The 13,943-nt window shown below is 47.6% G+C and carries 14 protein-coding genes; 3 read left to right on the top strand and 11 right to left on the bottom strand.

Annotation, left to right across the window (positions count from 1 at the left end; genetic code table 11):
• Positions 1 to 58: 58 nt before the first annotated feature.
• A complete protein-coding gene (locus tag ACINLD_RS14210; RefSeq protein ID WP_026585960.1) occupies positions 59 to 2,242 on the bottom strand; it encodes a DNA topoisomerase III in 2,184 nt (727 codons plus the stop codon).
• Between the two features lie 63 nt (positions 2,243 to 2,305).
• Positions 2,306 to 2,740 carry an Lrp/AsnC family transcriptional regulator gene (locus tag ACINLD_RS14205; protein WP_026585959.1) on the bottom strand — a complete coding sequence of 145 codons (435 nt, stop codon included), beginning with the start codon at positions 2,738 to 2,740 and terminating at the stop codon, positions 2,306 to 2,308.
• A 112-nt stretch (positions 2,741 to 2,852) separates the two neighbouring features.
• Here ACINLD_RS14205 and ACINLD_RS14200 point away from each other — a divergent pair, with 112 nt between their 5' ends.
• A complete protein-coding gene (locus ACINLD_RS14200) occupies positions 2,853 to 3,263 on the top strand; it encodes a carboxymuconolactone decarboxylase family protein (RefSeq protein WP_026585958.1) in 411 nt (136 codons plus the stop codon).
• A gap of 73 nt (positions 3,264 to 3,336) precedes the next feature.
• Complete coding sequence (locus tag ACINLD_RS14195; protein WP_026585957.1) at positions 3,337 to 3,633, top strand: DUF3817 domain-containing protein; 297 nt, start codon at positions 3,337 to 3,339, stop codon at positions 3,631 to 3,633.
• Between the two features lie 11 nt (positions 3,634 to 3,644).
• On the opposite strand, the gene ACINLD_RS14190 is transcribed toward ACINLD_RS14195, so the two are convergent.
• From ACINLD_RS14190 to ACINLD_RS14180, 3 genes are all read right to left on the bottom strand, one after another.
• Positions 3,645 to 4,598, bottom strand: a complete 954-nt coding sequence (locus ACINLD_RS14190) for an LCP family protein (RefSeq protein WP_026585956.1) — start codon at positions 4,596 to 4,598, stop codon at positions 3,645 to 3,647.
• A gap of 172 nt (positions 4,599 to 4,770) precedes the next feature.
• On the bottom strand, positions 4,771 to 5,580 hold the full coding sequence (locus ACINLD_RS14185) for a lipid II flippase Amj family protein (protein WP_026585955.1): 810 nt from the start codon (positions 5,578 to 5,580) through the stop codon (positions 4,771 to 4,773).
• Positions 5,581 to 6,019: 439 nt separating this feature from the next.
• Positions 6,020 to 6,442 carry a pyridoxamine 5'-phosphate oxidase family protein gene (locus ACINLD_RS14180; protein ID WP_026585954.1) on the bottom strand — a complete coding sequence of 141 codons (423 nt, stop codon included), beginning with the start codon at positions 6,440 to 6,442 and terminating at the stop codon, positions 6,020 to 6,022.
• An 84-nt stretch (positions 6,443 to 6,526) separates the two neighbouring features.
• Between ACINLD_RS14180 and ACINLD_RS14175 the strand changes: the two genes are divergently transcribed.
• On the top strand, positions 6,527 to 6,901 hold the full coding sequence (locus ACINLD_RS14175) for a DUF2283 domain-containing protein (RefSeq protein WP_077735690.1): 375 nt from the start codon (positions 6,527 to 6,529) through the stop codon (positions 6,899 to 6,901).
• A 16-nt stretch (positions 6,902 to 6,917) separates the two neighbouring features.
• On the opposite strand, the gene ACINLD_RS14170 is transcribed toward ACINLD_RS14175, so the two are convergent.
• The 6 genes from ACINLD_RS14170 to ACINLD_RS14145 form a co-directional block, all read right to left on the bottom strand.
• Positions 6,918 to 7,412 carry a D-lyxose/D-mannose family sugar isomerase gene (locus ACINLD_RS14170; protein ID WP_372708731.1) on the bottom strand — a complete coding sequence of 165 codons (495 nt, stop codon included), beginning with the start codon at positions 7,410 to 7,412 and terminating at the stop codon, positions 6,918 to 6,920.
• 26 nt (positions 7,413 to 7,438) lie between these two features.
• A complete protein-coding gene (locus ACINLD_RS14165; RefSeq protein ID WP_077735691.1) occupies positions 7,439 to 8,308 on the bottom strand; it encodes an SDR family oxidoreductase in 870 nt (289 codons plus the stop codon).
• A 93-nt stretch (positions 8,309 to 8,401) separates the two neighbouring features.
• Positions 8,402 to 10,480 (bottom strand): BglG family transcription antiterminator, encoded by a 2,079-nt coding sequence (locus tag ACINLD_RS14160; RefSeq protein WP_026585950.1) that lies wholly within the window; start codon positions 10,478 to 10,480, stop codon positions 8,402 to 8,404.
• Positions 10,481 to 10,746: 266 nt separating this feature from the next.
• Positions 10,747 to 11,886 (bottom strand): mannitol-1-phosphate 5-dehydrogenase, encoded by a 1,140-nt coding sequence (locus ACINLD_RS14155; protein ID WP_409444860.1) that lies wholly within the window; start codon positions 11,884 to 11,886, stop codon positions 10,747 to 10,749.
• A complete protein-coding gene (locus tag ACINLD_RS14150; protein WP_077735693.1) occupies positions 11,883 to 12,323 on the bottom strand; it encodes a PTS sugar transporter subunit IIA in 441 nt (146 codons plus the stop codon). Before ACINLD_RS14150 ends, ACINLD_RS14155 begins: the two co-directional genes overlap by 4 nt.
• 67 nt (positions 12,324 to 12,390) lie before the next feature.
• Positions 12,391 to 13,809, bottom strand: a complete 1,419-nt coding sequence (locus tag ACINLD_RS14145) for a PTS mannitol transporter subunit IICB (RefSeq protein ID WP_410207040.1) — start codon at positions 13,807 to 13,809, stop codon at positions 12,391 to 12,393.
• Between the last annotated feature and the right edge of the window lie 134 nt (positions 13,810 to 13,943).

The following is a 13,943-nucleotide window of genomic DNA, read 5'->3' as shown; positions in this document are numbered from 1 at the left end:
CGTTTTGCGGCGTACCCGCTAGAAAAAAAGCTTGCAGAGGCAGGCTCTGCAAGCTTTGTTATTGATCAAGCTTCAGCTTCTTCAGCTGTTCGGCGAGCGCGTTGTTGACCGGCTCATCCTTGTTTTGCTTTTTCATGTAGGCATGTACGTCGCGTTTGGACGCTTTTGAGTTTTTGTCTTTTGCTCTGCGCTTTTCAAAAACAGAGAGCTTTTCTCTGTGGCCGCAGACGCAGGCGAAGGTCTGGCCTTCTCCGTGGCCGCGCAGCTCCATCCGTTTATGGCAGACCGGACAGCGGGCGTTCGTTTGTTTGGCGACCGTTTTGCGGTGGCCGCATTCCCTGTCCTGACAGACGAGCATTGTGCCGCGCTTGCCGTTTACTTTCAGCATCAGTTTTCCGCATTCTGGGCAGTGCGTGCCTGTGATGTTATCATGCTTGAATGTTTGATTGCTGCTTTTGATTTCCTTGATCGTCTGCTTCGTATACTCCTTCATTTCCTTGATGAAGGCGGCCGATTTCAGCTTGCCTTTTGCTATGCCTGACAGCTTCTGCTCCCACTCCGCGGTCAGCGCCGGCGATTTTAAATCGCTTGGGACAAGTTCAAGGAGCTGTTTGCCTTTTGAAGTGATATAAATATCTTTTCCTTTTTTCTCGATCAAAAATGTGTTGAACAGCTTTTCGATAATGTCGGCGCGGGTCGCGACCGTCCCGAGTCCGCCCGTCTCGCCAAGCGTTTTCACAAGGTTCTTTTCTTCCCCTTGCATAAATGCGGACGGATTTTCCATCGCCGACAGCAATGTTCCTTCATTAAAGCGCGCAGGCGGCTTTGTTTCCCCTTTGGTTTCTGTCAGAGCACGGACGGGCAGCTTGTCGCCTTTTGCAAGCTTGGGAAGAGTTTGATCCTTTTCTTCCTCATCGTCCTCATCATCGGCATAGTCATACACCGCTTTCCAGCCTTGGGACTGAACGGTTTTTCCTTTTGCCGTAAAGGTTTCGCCGCCGATTTCGGCAAACACCTTTGTTTCTTCATATTCAAACGGAGGCAGCAAAACGGACAGAAAACGCTTGGCAATCAAGTCGTACAGCTTTCTCTCCTTATCGCTTAAAGCGCCGAGCGAAAGCGGCTCTTCCGTTGGAATAATCGCGTGGTGGTCGGATACTTTCGCATCATTGACAAAGTTTTTGCCCGCTTTGATCCCGCGCTGCAAAATCCGGTTGACATGCTGGGCATAAGGCTTGACCTGCATCCCTTCCAACCGGTCTTTCAGCGTCGGAACGATGTCGTTTGAAAGAAATCGTGAATCCGTCCGCGGGTATGTGACAAGCTTGTGCTGCTCATAGAGCTTTTGCAAGACGGACAGTGTTTCTTTCGCGGAGAAGCCGAAGCGTTTATGGGCGTCCCTTTGCAATTCTGTTAAATCATAGAGACCGGGTGCAAAGCTTTTTTTCGCCGTTTTCTTCAAATCAGAAATGACCGCCGGTTTGCCTTGCAGAGCTTTTGCAAGCTGAGAGGTCACAGATGCATTGAAGGTGCGGGTCTGCTTTGTTTTTTTGTCCTGCCATGTCAGCGCCATGCCGTCAACTGCGGCGCGCAGGCCATAGTAAGGAACAGGCTTAAAGTTTTTGATGTCTTCCTCACGTTTGGCGATCATTGCCAGTGTCGGCGTCTGCACGCGGCCGCAGGAAAGCTGGGCATTGAATTTCGTCGTCAGCGCCCTTGTCGCGTTGATGCCGACGATCCAGTCAGCTTCGGCTCTTGCCACGGCGGAATGATACAAGTTTTCAAATTCTTTGCCGTTCTTTAAGTTTTTAAATCCGTCTTTGATCGCTTTGTCTGTGACAGATGAAATCCACAAGCGTTTCAAGGGCTTGGTGACCTTTGCCTTGTCGATGATCCAGCGGGCGACAAGCTCGCCTTCCCGTCCTGCATCTGTGGCGATGACGATGTCTTTGACATCTTTTCTGATCAGCTGTGATTTGACCGCCTGAAATTGCTTCCCTGTCTTTTTGATGACGATCAGCTTTAATGGCTCAGGAATAATCGGCAGGTCTTCAAGGCGCCATGACTGATACTCTTTTCCATAGCCTTCCGGGTCCGCCAATGTGACCAAGTGGCCGAGCGCCCATGTCACGATGTAGCGGTCTCCTTCAAGATATCCATTTCCCTTTTTATGACACTTCAGCACGCGGGCCAAATCCCGGCCGACTGAAGGTTTTTCTGCTAAAACGACTGTTTTTGCCAAGTCCATCACATCTCTTTCTTATTCATCCATCCTTTTATTATAACAGATGGAAAGGATTCATCTCTAACGTTCAAAGTCTTTCGTTTTGATTTCTGAAAAAATGACATGTGTCACCGTCTGAGCGTAAGGGGACGTTTGATTGATAAACGCTTCGATTTGCGCCAGGCTTTCGGCGTTTATTTTCAGCATATAGCAGGCCGCTCCCGCGATCCGGTAGCAAAATTCGATGTTCGGCAGACGTTCGATGTAGGTTTTAAACCTTTCATACTCCCCGTTTTTAACCGTCGCTTCAATGATGCAGGAGACCGGAAGTCCGACTTTCTGATAATCGATAGCCAATGTGTACTTTTTAATGATGCCGAATGCTTCAAGACGTCTGACCCTTTCCGTTACCGCCGGAGCGGAAAGATTGATCTTCCTCCCGAGCTCCCTCATCGACGAGCGGCTGTCTTTTTTCAATTCTTCGATGATTTTGTAATCGATCTCATCCATTTGCAAAGTCATGTCCCCCTTTTTCGTATCATTTATAAAACATTGATCGATATATCTTTACGAATGAAATTCCTATTGAAGGGTGAGTTAGATACTATTATGGAGAGGTGATCAAGATATGACAAGAATTATTCCTTCATCAAGGGGAGAGACTCCGTTTCAAAGACTTTTAGGGCATTCCGAATCGGTTCTTTCAGCCTGGACGGCATTGGCGGACGAACTTTCCGGAGACGGTTTGTTATCAAAGGAGCTGAAGGAACAGGTACGCCGAGTGCTGGCACAGGGCAACGGCTGTGAATATTGCAAGGCTAAGGGCAAGCCTGAAGCTTCCAATCTTGAAAAAACCAGCCTTGCCATGGGCTTTGCGGAAGTGTTTCTGTCAGAAAGAGACCGAATCGGCGACAGGCAGTTTGACGTGCTGAAAGAGATGTTCTCTGATGAAGAAATCGCAGAGCTTACAGCATTTATTTGCTTTACGACGGCACAGCAATATTTCGGGGCTTTAATGAAAATTCCGGCACAAAAATAAACGCGGGGCCTGTTCTAATTGTATACATTTAGTCTATATTATAGAGGTAAGATTAGAACAGGGAGGGTATCTCATGCTGCAAACACCGATTGGCCGCCTTCGAACGATGGGGTTTATTGAAGGCATGTCACTCTTAATCCTGCTTTTTGTCGCCATGCCTCTGAAATACTGGGCGGGTTATCCGATGGCCGTCACAATCGTCGGATCGCTTCACGGCGGATTGTTTATCATCTATCTGCTCGTTCTGTTATATGTGACATTCGCCTTGAGGTGGTCGCTGAAATGGCCTGCCGCGGGTCTGCTCGTCGCTTTTGTTCCGTTCGGAAACTTTCTTTATGACCGGGGTTTGAAAAAATATGCTCAAAAATAAGATCCGCCGTGTTATTCGGCGGATCCCTCGTCAAGAAATTGTTGCAGTGCTTCTTTATTTTTTTCCAGATCCAAATCCAACACATCTCCGTATTTTGGATCTCTTAGATTTGTATATGAGCCGTCAACAGGCAGCCTGAAGCTTTTCGTTTCTTTTGTTTCTCCTAAAAAGAAGTCTTTACCGACTGAAAATATGACGCCGTTCGGAAGGTTTGTCTCGACATACGGGTCGACGAGGCCCAACACCTTCGGAAGCCGCGCGACATTTCCGATATTCACCGCTTCTTTCTCCAGCTTTCCAAAGACCTCCTGTTGCCTTCTTACCCGTCCAAAGTCGCTTTCTCTGTCATGTCTAAACCGGACATATCCGAGCAGTTTGTCACCGTGAAGAACCTGCTTTCCCGGTTCCAATGTCATGCCGATTCCGTAAGACATCCTTTTCGGCACATTGACTTCAATGCCATCGGGGGCAATCGCATCGACGACTTTGGCAAACCCTTTAAAATCGAGTACGGCATAGTAATTGATGTTCAAACCGAAGTTTTCCTTCAGTGTTTGACGGACAAGCTCAGGGCCGCCGAAAGCATATGCTGCATTGATTTTTTGCTTTTCATGCCCCGGTATATCGACATAGCTGTCCCTCATGATCGAGATCAATTTAGGCTGCTTTTGTTTTTTATCGTAATGAATGACCATCATCGAATCCGATCTTGAATGCTCTTCCCCCCTGGAATCGATTCCGAGTACGAGGACGTTCACTTCATCCAAATCCGAGCCTTCCCCGTTGAACTCGAACTGACCATCGTTTTTAAAGCTTCCGTCTGACTCTGATAAACCTTGTCGGTATTCGTAGATGCTGTATCCTGTAACAGCAATGATAAGCAGTACGATGAATAGCAACAGCCGTTTGATGATTTTCCGCCGTTTTTTCTTCTTCTTTTTTACCTTTACTCTTACTCTTTTCACATTATCCACTATTATCACCGCCCCAAATAGACTACCACAGGATGACATAGTCGACAATTAATAAAAGAAAGCTGTAAAGGTATTCACCATCCGTAATATTATACTTCATTCTTCTTTATCTTACAAAACGAAATAATATCATTCGCTTTTTGATCATTTCGTCAAATAACACCTACATCCATTTGGTCATCCATGCGATATAGTAAGATGCCGGTATAAACAAAATTTGCGCAAGAACCGTGCCGGTTACCCTGGATACGGCCATTGTGACAGAGGCCCATTTCAAATAAACATAGCTCCGCTTCCCTTTGGCCACATCATCGGCCAGCACGGAAACCTTCGGATCGACAAACAGCGCCAACAGCATCGTTGCGATTCCATTGACAAGTCCTGATGCCATCACTGCCGTTGTGTGCCGTTCCGGAACGAGAACACCGGCGTATAAGGCGGCCAGCACACCGATCGTGTAAATGGCCGTGATCACCATGTTTAAAACGAACAGCCGTTTTGGGATGAAGCGAAACTGAAAGCCTTTTGCATATTGTATAGTCGGCCTTTTCAAATAGCGCCTCATATTTTTCAGGCTGCTTTTCGAAAACGCCTTGCGAAACACGTGCAAAACAGAACCGTCCTTACCGGCCAAATGAATGATCGCCCGCGAAAAAACGGCGATGAATGTCGGCAAGAGGAGCATTCCGCAGATGGTCCCGACGGTTGAGCCGAAGATTAAAAACCGAAACTGCTTTCCCACGAGTGAGAGTGCATCCGCGCCTGCCATATCAACGAGCTTCCCCGTCACAGGCTGCTGAATCATATTGGACATTCTCGAGACGATCACCATCACATTAAACAAGGACAGAGCCGAAGCGATAAACCCGACTCTGGCGCCGGACAGCCGGGCCGCATAAGCCAATGTTTCAATAGAGTGTATGAGCAATAAAAAACAAAAAATCAAGAGTACTTTTGAAGTTAAAACATCCATATTCCTGTCCTCCAGTCTATTGATTAGACTTCTTACTGCGAGGAAAGGTTTCGGAAATTTAAAAAACCGCTTCAGCATGCGCCAAAGCGGTTTTCCATTTCATTTAGTCTTTTTATTCGAGCAAATATTTATATTCAAAAGTCCGCTAAAACTGCGGAAGATCAGCATCTATCGTTCCGAGTGAAAGTAAACACCATGGAATTTCTGAAACCAAGACAACGAAAGCCCTACCTCTCAATCGTCCTTGCGGCTCCGAAGCCGCGCCAGTGTGAATTGTGAAACAAAAAGTCTTTTTTCCCTCTAGCCTGTGTTAGGGGCGGTCAGAGGAAGAAAACAAGCATCTTCTAAGAAAGAAAAAAGAAGTTTACTTTCCATTATTTGCTCTTAGCGTGTTCCTGTGTTGTATTATACTACAGAATGATCCAAATGACAAACTGTGCTATAAATCAAGGGTCACCGGAGTGCTTTCCCCTCCGTTCATCAGCCTGATTTCCGAAGGATGGATTTCAAGCACGGTCAGGTTTGGATCGTCTTTTCCGTCAAACCAGCGCTCAAGTCGTTCATCCCAGATTTGATCCTTTAATTCTTTTGAGTGGTTCAGCTCGGCCGTCCCCTTGATTTCCAGATAAGCGTCGCCGAAGCCTTCTCCGTCATAGCCTAAAAGCACATGGACATTCGGATTGTTGTCGATCTCTTCGGCTTTGTGTGTTTCATCGCTTGTCGGCGTGTAGAGTGTCATTCCGTCGTGGAAGAACGTCATATAGCGGGAATTGGGCTTCCCCTGTTCAACCGTGGCAAGCGTACCGATCTTATGATGATCGAGAATATCGAGCACCTTTTGTTTGATCTGCTGCTGATCCATTTTAAGTTCCTCCTTTTCATCGAGTCCACTGTTACTTTTCCACAATGTCCGGTATATTAAACAATGGAATGAGGTGGTTTCATGATGAATATTTTAATTGCATTTGATGCTGAAGCTGATATGGGCTATATTTCCCTGACGGAAAAGCAGACCGCCCCCGTCACAACTGAAGATATCGGAGATTCGCCATTGATGGCTGATCTTGATCGCGACAACCGGATCATCGGCATTGAATTTACGGGAAAAGCCGCACCTGATGTCGCCCGGCTTGGAAGCTTAACCGGTAGGAAGCGCAAGCTTGAAGTCGCATCCTTGGCTGACAGATCCATCTATCGCTTTCGGGCGAACGGTTTAAAGGCAGTAAACATGCTGCAAATGAACGGGATTCGTTTTTATTTTGCTGATGACGAATTTCGGCATTTCATCGGTTTTGATATTGAAAGAGAAAAAAGCGAATGAGAGCTGCTCCCATTCGCTAAATTCTTGGATCCGTAAACATATCGTGGTCATCTGTGCTTGTAGAAGAAAACTCACTCATCACCGCGCCCTCACAGCCGGCTTTGAACCAATGCTTTGTGTTTGGCGGAATGGTGTATTGTTCGCCGGGAGACAGTCGGATTTCACGCCAGACGGTGAAATGCTCCCGATCCTCAATGGGCGGCAGGACGGCGGGTATGTCTGTTGTTTCTCCTTCCACATACAAATAGACCTTTCCATACCGGCATCTCAATGTTTCTTCTTTTCCCTTTTCTCCATTGACAGGAGGATGACGGTGTTCAGGGCAAGTCTGGCCGGGGAACAAAACAAGCTCTTTGGCACAATAGCGGTCTGTATTGACGTAAACGATGAGCTGAAGGCCGAGCTTGTTCAGTTTATTTAAGCCATAGTCCATGATTTGAATGCTGTTTTTTTCATCCTCGGACAGCATGATCCCCGCTTTTTGATAGTATTGTACGACATCTTCCTTCATCACCTTCACTGCGCTGTTTCCTCCTCTTACGTCGTAATAAAGTCTCCGCCATTGACATGAAGGGTCTGTCCAGTCATATAAGATGATTCGTCTGATGCGAGAAGCACATAGCAGCCGACAAGTTCGGCCGGCTGTCCCGGACGGCCCATTGGCGTGTCTGTTCCGAATGCAGCGACTTTATCGGCGGAGAACGTTGATGGAATCAGCGGCGTCCAAATCGGTCCCGGCGCTACCGCATTGACGCGGATCCCGTCTCCGACAAGCGCCTGGGACATCGACCGTGTGAAGGCATTGATCGCTCCTTTTGTCGCTGTATAATCAATCAGTTCTGGATTGCCCCGGTAAGGATTGATTGAGGTGGTATTAATGATCACACTGCCAGGTTCCAAATAATCGATCGCTTTTTTTGTGAAGTAGAAATAGGAAAAGAAATTGGTTTTAAATGTTCTCTCAAGCTGCTCGCTGGAAATGTCTTTAATTCCGTCTTTAGGATGCTGTTCTGCGGCATTGTTGACCAGAATGTCAAGCCTTCCTAATTTCTTGACAGTCTGTTCAACGGCATCAATGCAGAACGCTTCATCCCCGGCATCACCGGGAAGCAAGAGACATTTGGCGCCCTCTTTTTCAACAAGGGCTTTCGTTTCCTGTGCGTCTTCATGTTCGTTCAGGTAAACGATTGAGATATCTGCGCCTTCTTTGGCATAAGCAACGGCGACGGCTCTGCCGATTCCGCTGTCACCGCCTGTGATAAGCGCGACTTTCCCTTTCAGCTTATCCGTGCCTTTATGGTTTTCAACCTCATAGATCGGACGCGGATCCATGACGCTTTCCACACCGGGCTGGCGGTCTTGCGTTTGTGCCGGCTGTCCGTTTGTTTGCCGATGGCGTAGATCCATTTTAATTCCTCCCTTTTGTTATATTACTTTCCTTTTAGCCGCCGATTGGTCTGTTTAAACACGCAAAGCCCCGGAGGATGCTCCGGGGCCTTTTCACCATTCTTTGTTTTGGATGAATTTGTGAAATAACATGTTCAGCCTGCTGTAAAGCTCATCTGCGTCACCCGTCTGGTATGCACGCAGGCTTTCATCGCTTTCAATAATCGATGAGCTGATCAGACTTAACAGTTCGGCTCCTTCTGGAGAAATTCCGGCCGGGGCCAGCATGATCAGCATTCGCGACATCTGCATGACGCTTCCGTCCATTCCTCTGATCTCATGCGGTGCCGAGAGGTCAACGGTTTTGAATAGCGGCACGGCGGCCGCTTCGCTTTTTAAATGAAACAGTGCGAAGGATGTACCCGGTATTCCCAGACCTCCTTGTGCTTCACGTTTTAAAAGCCCTTCAGCCACTTGCCGGCTGTCGGTGATCAATCCTTGCTCTTCCAGCATCCCGCAGATGCGTCTCACCGTCTGTTCGTGACTTGTATCATTCTTGTACACGTCAACCGTAAAATGGGATAAAACATCTTGAATCACCGCTGCATAACGGCTGATTTTCCGGGCGATATCAAGCATATCGGGAAACGGTTCGGACTGTTTTGTTTCCGACCTTTTTTTCTTTAAAATCAGCGGAATTTTTCGGGTTAATTGGTGCTTGATTTGTTTGACGTCCTCTTCATTAAGCAGCGGGCTGACGGTGACATAATCGACCCCTTCATACGGAATCGGCACAGTTGAGACAATGATGTCGTACGCTTCGGCATTCTTTGTTTTCAGTTCCATCAGCGAAGAAATGTCAAATGACGCGATTTCAGGAAGCTCTTTTTTCAATCTTGAAGCCAGCATCTTGGATGAGCCGATCCCGCTTGAACAGATGACAAGCGCGCTGATGTCTACTTTTTGTTTGCTCATTTCAAGGGCTGACCCAAAATGAAGGACAATAAAAGCAATTTCTTCCTCAGGAAAACGAATCTCCGGAAAAAATGTTTCGACACCCTCTTCAATCGCCATATACAAGAGAAAATAATCTTTTTTCACCTGCTCTGTTAAAGGGTTGTGCACCGACATTTTTTCTTTAATGCGGATGATCGCAGGCTCGAGATGGGCGATTAATCCTTCATACAGCGAATGGTTGCCGGTTAAATTCATCCCCGTTTTTTGCGAGATGAAATCAATCAGCCTTTTCGTCCTGAGAGCGGTGTCAAGCTCGATATCTTCCGCCCTGTAGTCCGTTTTAAAGCTCTTGTTGGCGCTTCGCAAATGCATCGTGATATACCCGGCTTCAGCTTCCGGGATCTTCACGTGAAACGCTTCTTCGAGCGCGTCTGCCATCGCAAGGGCAAGCTCAAATTCTTTTGTATTTTTCAGCTCCGCCAATTCTTTGTCATTGATATTGATCACTTCGCCAAGCTGAATTCGTTCAATCGCAAACGTCAAGTGTACGACAAGGGCGATATAGGCGCTGTCGGAAAGAGAAAGCCCATGCTTTTCTTTCATCTCAAACAGCACCTTTTCCGCTTTCAGCAATTTCCCCCTGCTGACGACCCCAAATATTTTTTCCGGCGCTTCGTTCTTGCCTTTAATATTCATTTCGATCGTCTCCAGAAACTGCTGAACGTCAAGTTTGTCCGCCATAAGATTTCCGACGATTTTCCGTTTTGCGTCTTCAGGTCCTCTCAGCTCAATGCCATAGCCTCTTTTTCTGATCAGCGAAAGTCCGAACGGGGCGATCCAATTCTCCAGCTCATCAAGGTCATTGCTGATGGTCGCTGTCGTCACCTGCAAATCATTGGCGATTGTATAAAGCTTGATCGGCTCACCCGCTTCAAGCATCGCGCACAAAATCAACAGCTTTCGTTCATCAGAACTGTATTCGACATGGTTATCCCTGGACAGATCGCCGAGAAGCCGCTGTTTATTCCGGTAAGCTCCCACCAGCTTCAAGCCTTTTCCAGGCTGTTTATCAAGCTGGAGCTGATACTCGCTCAGAGCGGATTTGACCGCTTTGAGCTCGCGATGAACCGTCCTTGTGCTGACTTCAATATAGTCGGCAATTTCATTGACTTTGACATAACGATTTTGGTGTAAAAGATATTTAATCAGTTTTTGTTCCCTTGCTGTCATATACATAAAGCGCCGCCTCCGGTGTTGTCGTTTTTGCGGGGTGATTAGGGGGGTGCCGACGGTTGAAAATGGTATCCCTATCATAAAACGCTTACAAGAAATCTTCAATTCAAACTAATTAATTTTTTACTAAAATATAAGTGGAAATTTTTTCAGAAGTGAAGAAACATCAGCTGACAGCTGATGCTTCTACTAGGTTATGTCCCGAGCCACCCTATCATTCGTTCCGTTTGTGGCAGGCCCCCGCCAGGCTCCCGCGGTTTTATCGGAAACTATTGTTTCAAATGCTTCATCACCAGCGCGAACAAATATTCATTCTTGTCGAGCCCGCATACGTCCTGAAGCACTTCTTCATAGCCTTTTTCAGCGATCATGCTTTGAAGCTGAACGGCTTCCTGATCATCAGCAAAATCGAACTGCAGCGCCAAGGCGATCCCTTCCGCTAGGCGGACAGGTTCAACCCCCGATTTGCTCAGCTTTTGGGCCGGACCGACAAGCCGGTCATGCGGGCCAAGCTTACGAAGCGGCGATCTGGCCACACGTGTGACATCGTCTGAGAGGCTTTCATTTTCAAACCGGCTGAAAATTTTCTTAATATAGCGCTCGTGCTCCTCCTCTGTAAAATCATATGTCTCAACAAGGTAGCGCCCCGTTTCTTCCAGCGCGCCTGCAACCGTTTGGCGCACCTCCGGATGATCGACGGCCTCTTTTATCGTCTTGAGTCCTTTTTGATAGCCGGCATATGCGGCCATGGCATGTCCGGTATTGACGGTAAAAAGCTTTCTTTCAATGAAAGGCGCAAGATCGGATACATAGGTCACCCCTTGAATATCGGGGATATCGCTGATAAACGCAGTTTTGTCGACCGCCCATTCGAAGAACGGCTCAACGCTCACCTTCAGCGGGTCTTCGTGATGCTGGATCGGCACAATCCGGTCTACCGCGGAATTCGGAAAGGCAACGACTCCGTCAAGCGCTTTGCGCTCTTCTTCGTTTAAGTGGCTGAAAACCTCCTCCTGCAGATGACTGCTTCCGCCGATCATATTTTCACAGGCGATGATGTGAAGGGGTTTGCCGTTTGTTTTGAGCCGCTTTTTCAGCCCTTCTGCGATCGGCTTGGCAATCAGTTTCAGCACTGATGGGCCGACGGCTGTTGTCACGAGATCGGCTTGTTCAAGTGTTTCATACAACACTTCAAGCTCTGTGCCGCTGTTGATCGCCCGGACGGGGCCGATCGTTTCCGTCTTCCGGGCTGTGTCAGCCAATTCGACGGTATAGCGCCGCTTTTCGTTCAGTTCTTGGATGACGGTTTCATTCACATCGGCAAAGACAACTTCATATCCCGATTTGCAGAGCAGGGCGCCGATGAATCCGCGGCCGATATTGCCCGCGCCAAAGTGCAAGGCGATCATAGCTCTGCACCTTCTTCAAAAACCGTCATCAATTCAGCTTCGTCTTCAGCGTTGATCAATCGTTCAACATTTTCGGTTTCAGAGCAGACGATGGCAATCTTCGAAAGGATTTCAAGGTGTTCATCGTTTTTCCCGGCGATGCCAAAAACCACTTTCGCAATATTTCCATCACCGTATTCAACACCTTCAGGTATTTGAATGACGGAGATGCCTGAGTGAAGAACGTTTTGTTTGCTGTCTTCTGTACCGTGCGGAATGGCGATCGCGTTGCCCATGTAAGTGGATGTTATCCTTTCCCTCTCAAGCATCTTCTCGATATAGTCCGCCGTGACATACCCGGAATCAACAAGAGCCTTTCCTGCAAGCCTGATCGCTTCTTCCTGTGTTGCGGCAGATTGATTGAGATGAATGTTTTCTTTTGCAAGTACTGGTTTCATTGGGAAATCACTCTCTTTCATACATGTTGTGTGAGCCTGAATGAACAGGCTCACGGGTTGCAAAATATTATTTTTTCAGCTGATTGATCAGTTCGTCGTATTTTGGACTGTTAAGAAAATTTTCTACTGAAATGTGTTTGGCGGTTGGAAGCTTCGCTTTCGCGCGCTCCGTCAAATCTTTATGCGTAATGACGATATCCGCGTCATCCGGCAGATTGTTAATCGATGTATTGGAAACATCGATATCGAGTTCAGCCTTTTTGACTTTGTTTTTCAAAATGGACGCTCCCATCGCACTGGAGCCCATTCCGGCATCACAAGCGAAGATGATTTTGCCGACATTTTCGTATGCTGATTCCTCAGCTTGTTCAGCTGAAGTCAAGGCAGAAACGGCCTGGCTTTTCTTGCCTTTCATTTGCTGCATTTTTTCCGTCGCTGCTGTTAAATCTTCATCAGCTGCTTTAGATGTTTTGAGAATGAGCGCCGCCACAATAAATGAGACCGCCGCCGCGACAAGAACACCAAGGATAATGCCGATGTGGTTGCCTTTCGGTGTCATCGCCAAAACTGCGATAATGCTTCCCGGAGACGGAACGGCCGCAAGCCCCGCATTAGAGATGGAGAATGTCAGCACACCGCTTGCACCCCCTGCGATTGCAGCTAAAATGAGCAGCGGTTTCATCAAGATGTAAGGGAAATAGATTTCATGAATTCCCCCAAGGAAGTGAATGACCGCAGCCCCAGGCGCGGTTTGCTTTGATGTTCCTCTTCCGAATACCATATAAGCCAGCAGAATGCCGAGGCCCGGTCCAGGATTCGCTTCGAGCAGGAACAAAATCGATTTTCCTGTATTGGCCGCTTCTTCAATCCCAATCGGACTCAAAATCCCGTGGTTGATGGCATTGTTCAGGAAAAGAACTTTCGCCGGTTCTACAAAAATGCTGGCCAGCGGCAGCAGGTTCGCATTGACGATCACTTCCACGCCGGCCGCCAATGTTTTATTCAAGCCGAGCACAACCGGACCGATCGCCAAGAAACCGAGCACGGTCAGGATAAATCCGAGGATGCCGGCCGTGAAGTTGTTGATCAGCATTTCAAAGCCTGAACGGACCTTATCTTTGAAAAGCCTGTCGGTCAATTTGATCAAATAGCCGCCCAGCGGCCCCATGATCATCGCGCCGAGGAACATCGGAATGTCCGCGCCGACAATGACGCCGATAGCAGCTGTCGCCCCGACGACGCCTCCGCGGTGGTCGTACACCATCTTACCGCCTGTATAGCCGATCAATAGCGGCAGCAAGTATTTAATCATCGGATCAACCAATGAAGCGAGCGCTTCATTCGGCATCCACCCCGTCGGAATAAATAAGGCGGTAATGATGCCCCATGCGATAAATGCGCCGATGTTCGGCATAATCATTCCGCTTAAATAGCTGCCGAAACGTTGAATCTTTACTTTGAAACCTTTATTTTGTTTGTCTTCCATTTCATAACCTCCTTTGTTGTCTTTAAAAGCAACAGATCAAAAAATGATGTCGAATAATGTCGGCCTCTTGTTTTTATATTAAAACGCTTACAGACGCGTCTCAATTGAAAGAAAACGCCACTTTGGCATTAGCG

Origin of the sequence: Bacillus sp. z60-11 (assembly GCF_046464135.1) — a bacterium.
Taxonomy (GTDB): Bacteria; Bacillota; Bacilli; order Bacillales; family Bacillaceae; genus Bacillus; species Bacillus sonorensis_A.
The sequence above is the reverse complement of the archived record's forward strand: the minus strand, read 5'-3'. Positions and strand labels throughout refer to the sequence as shown.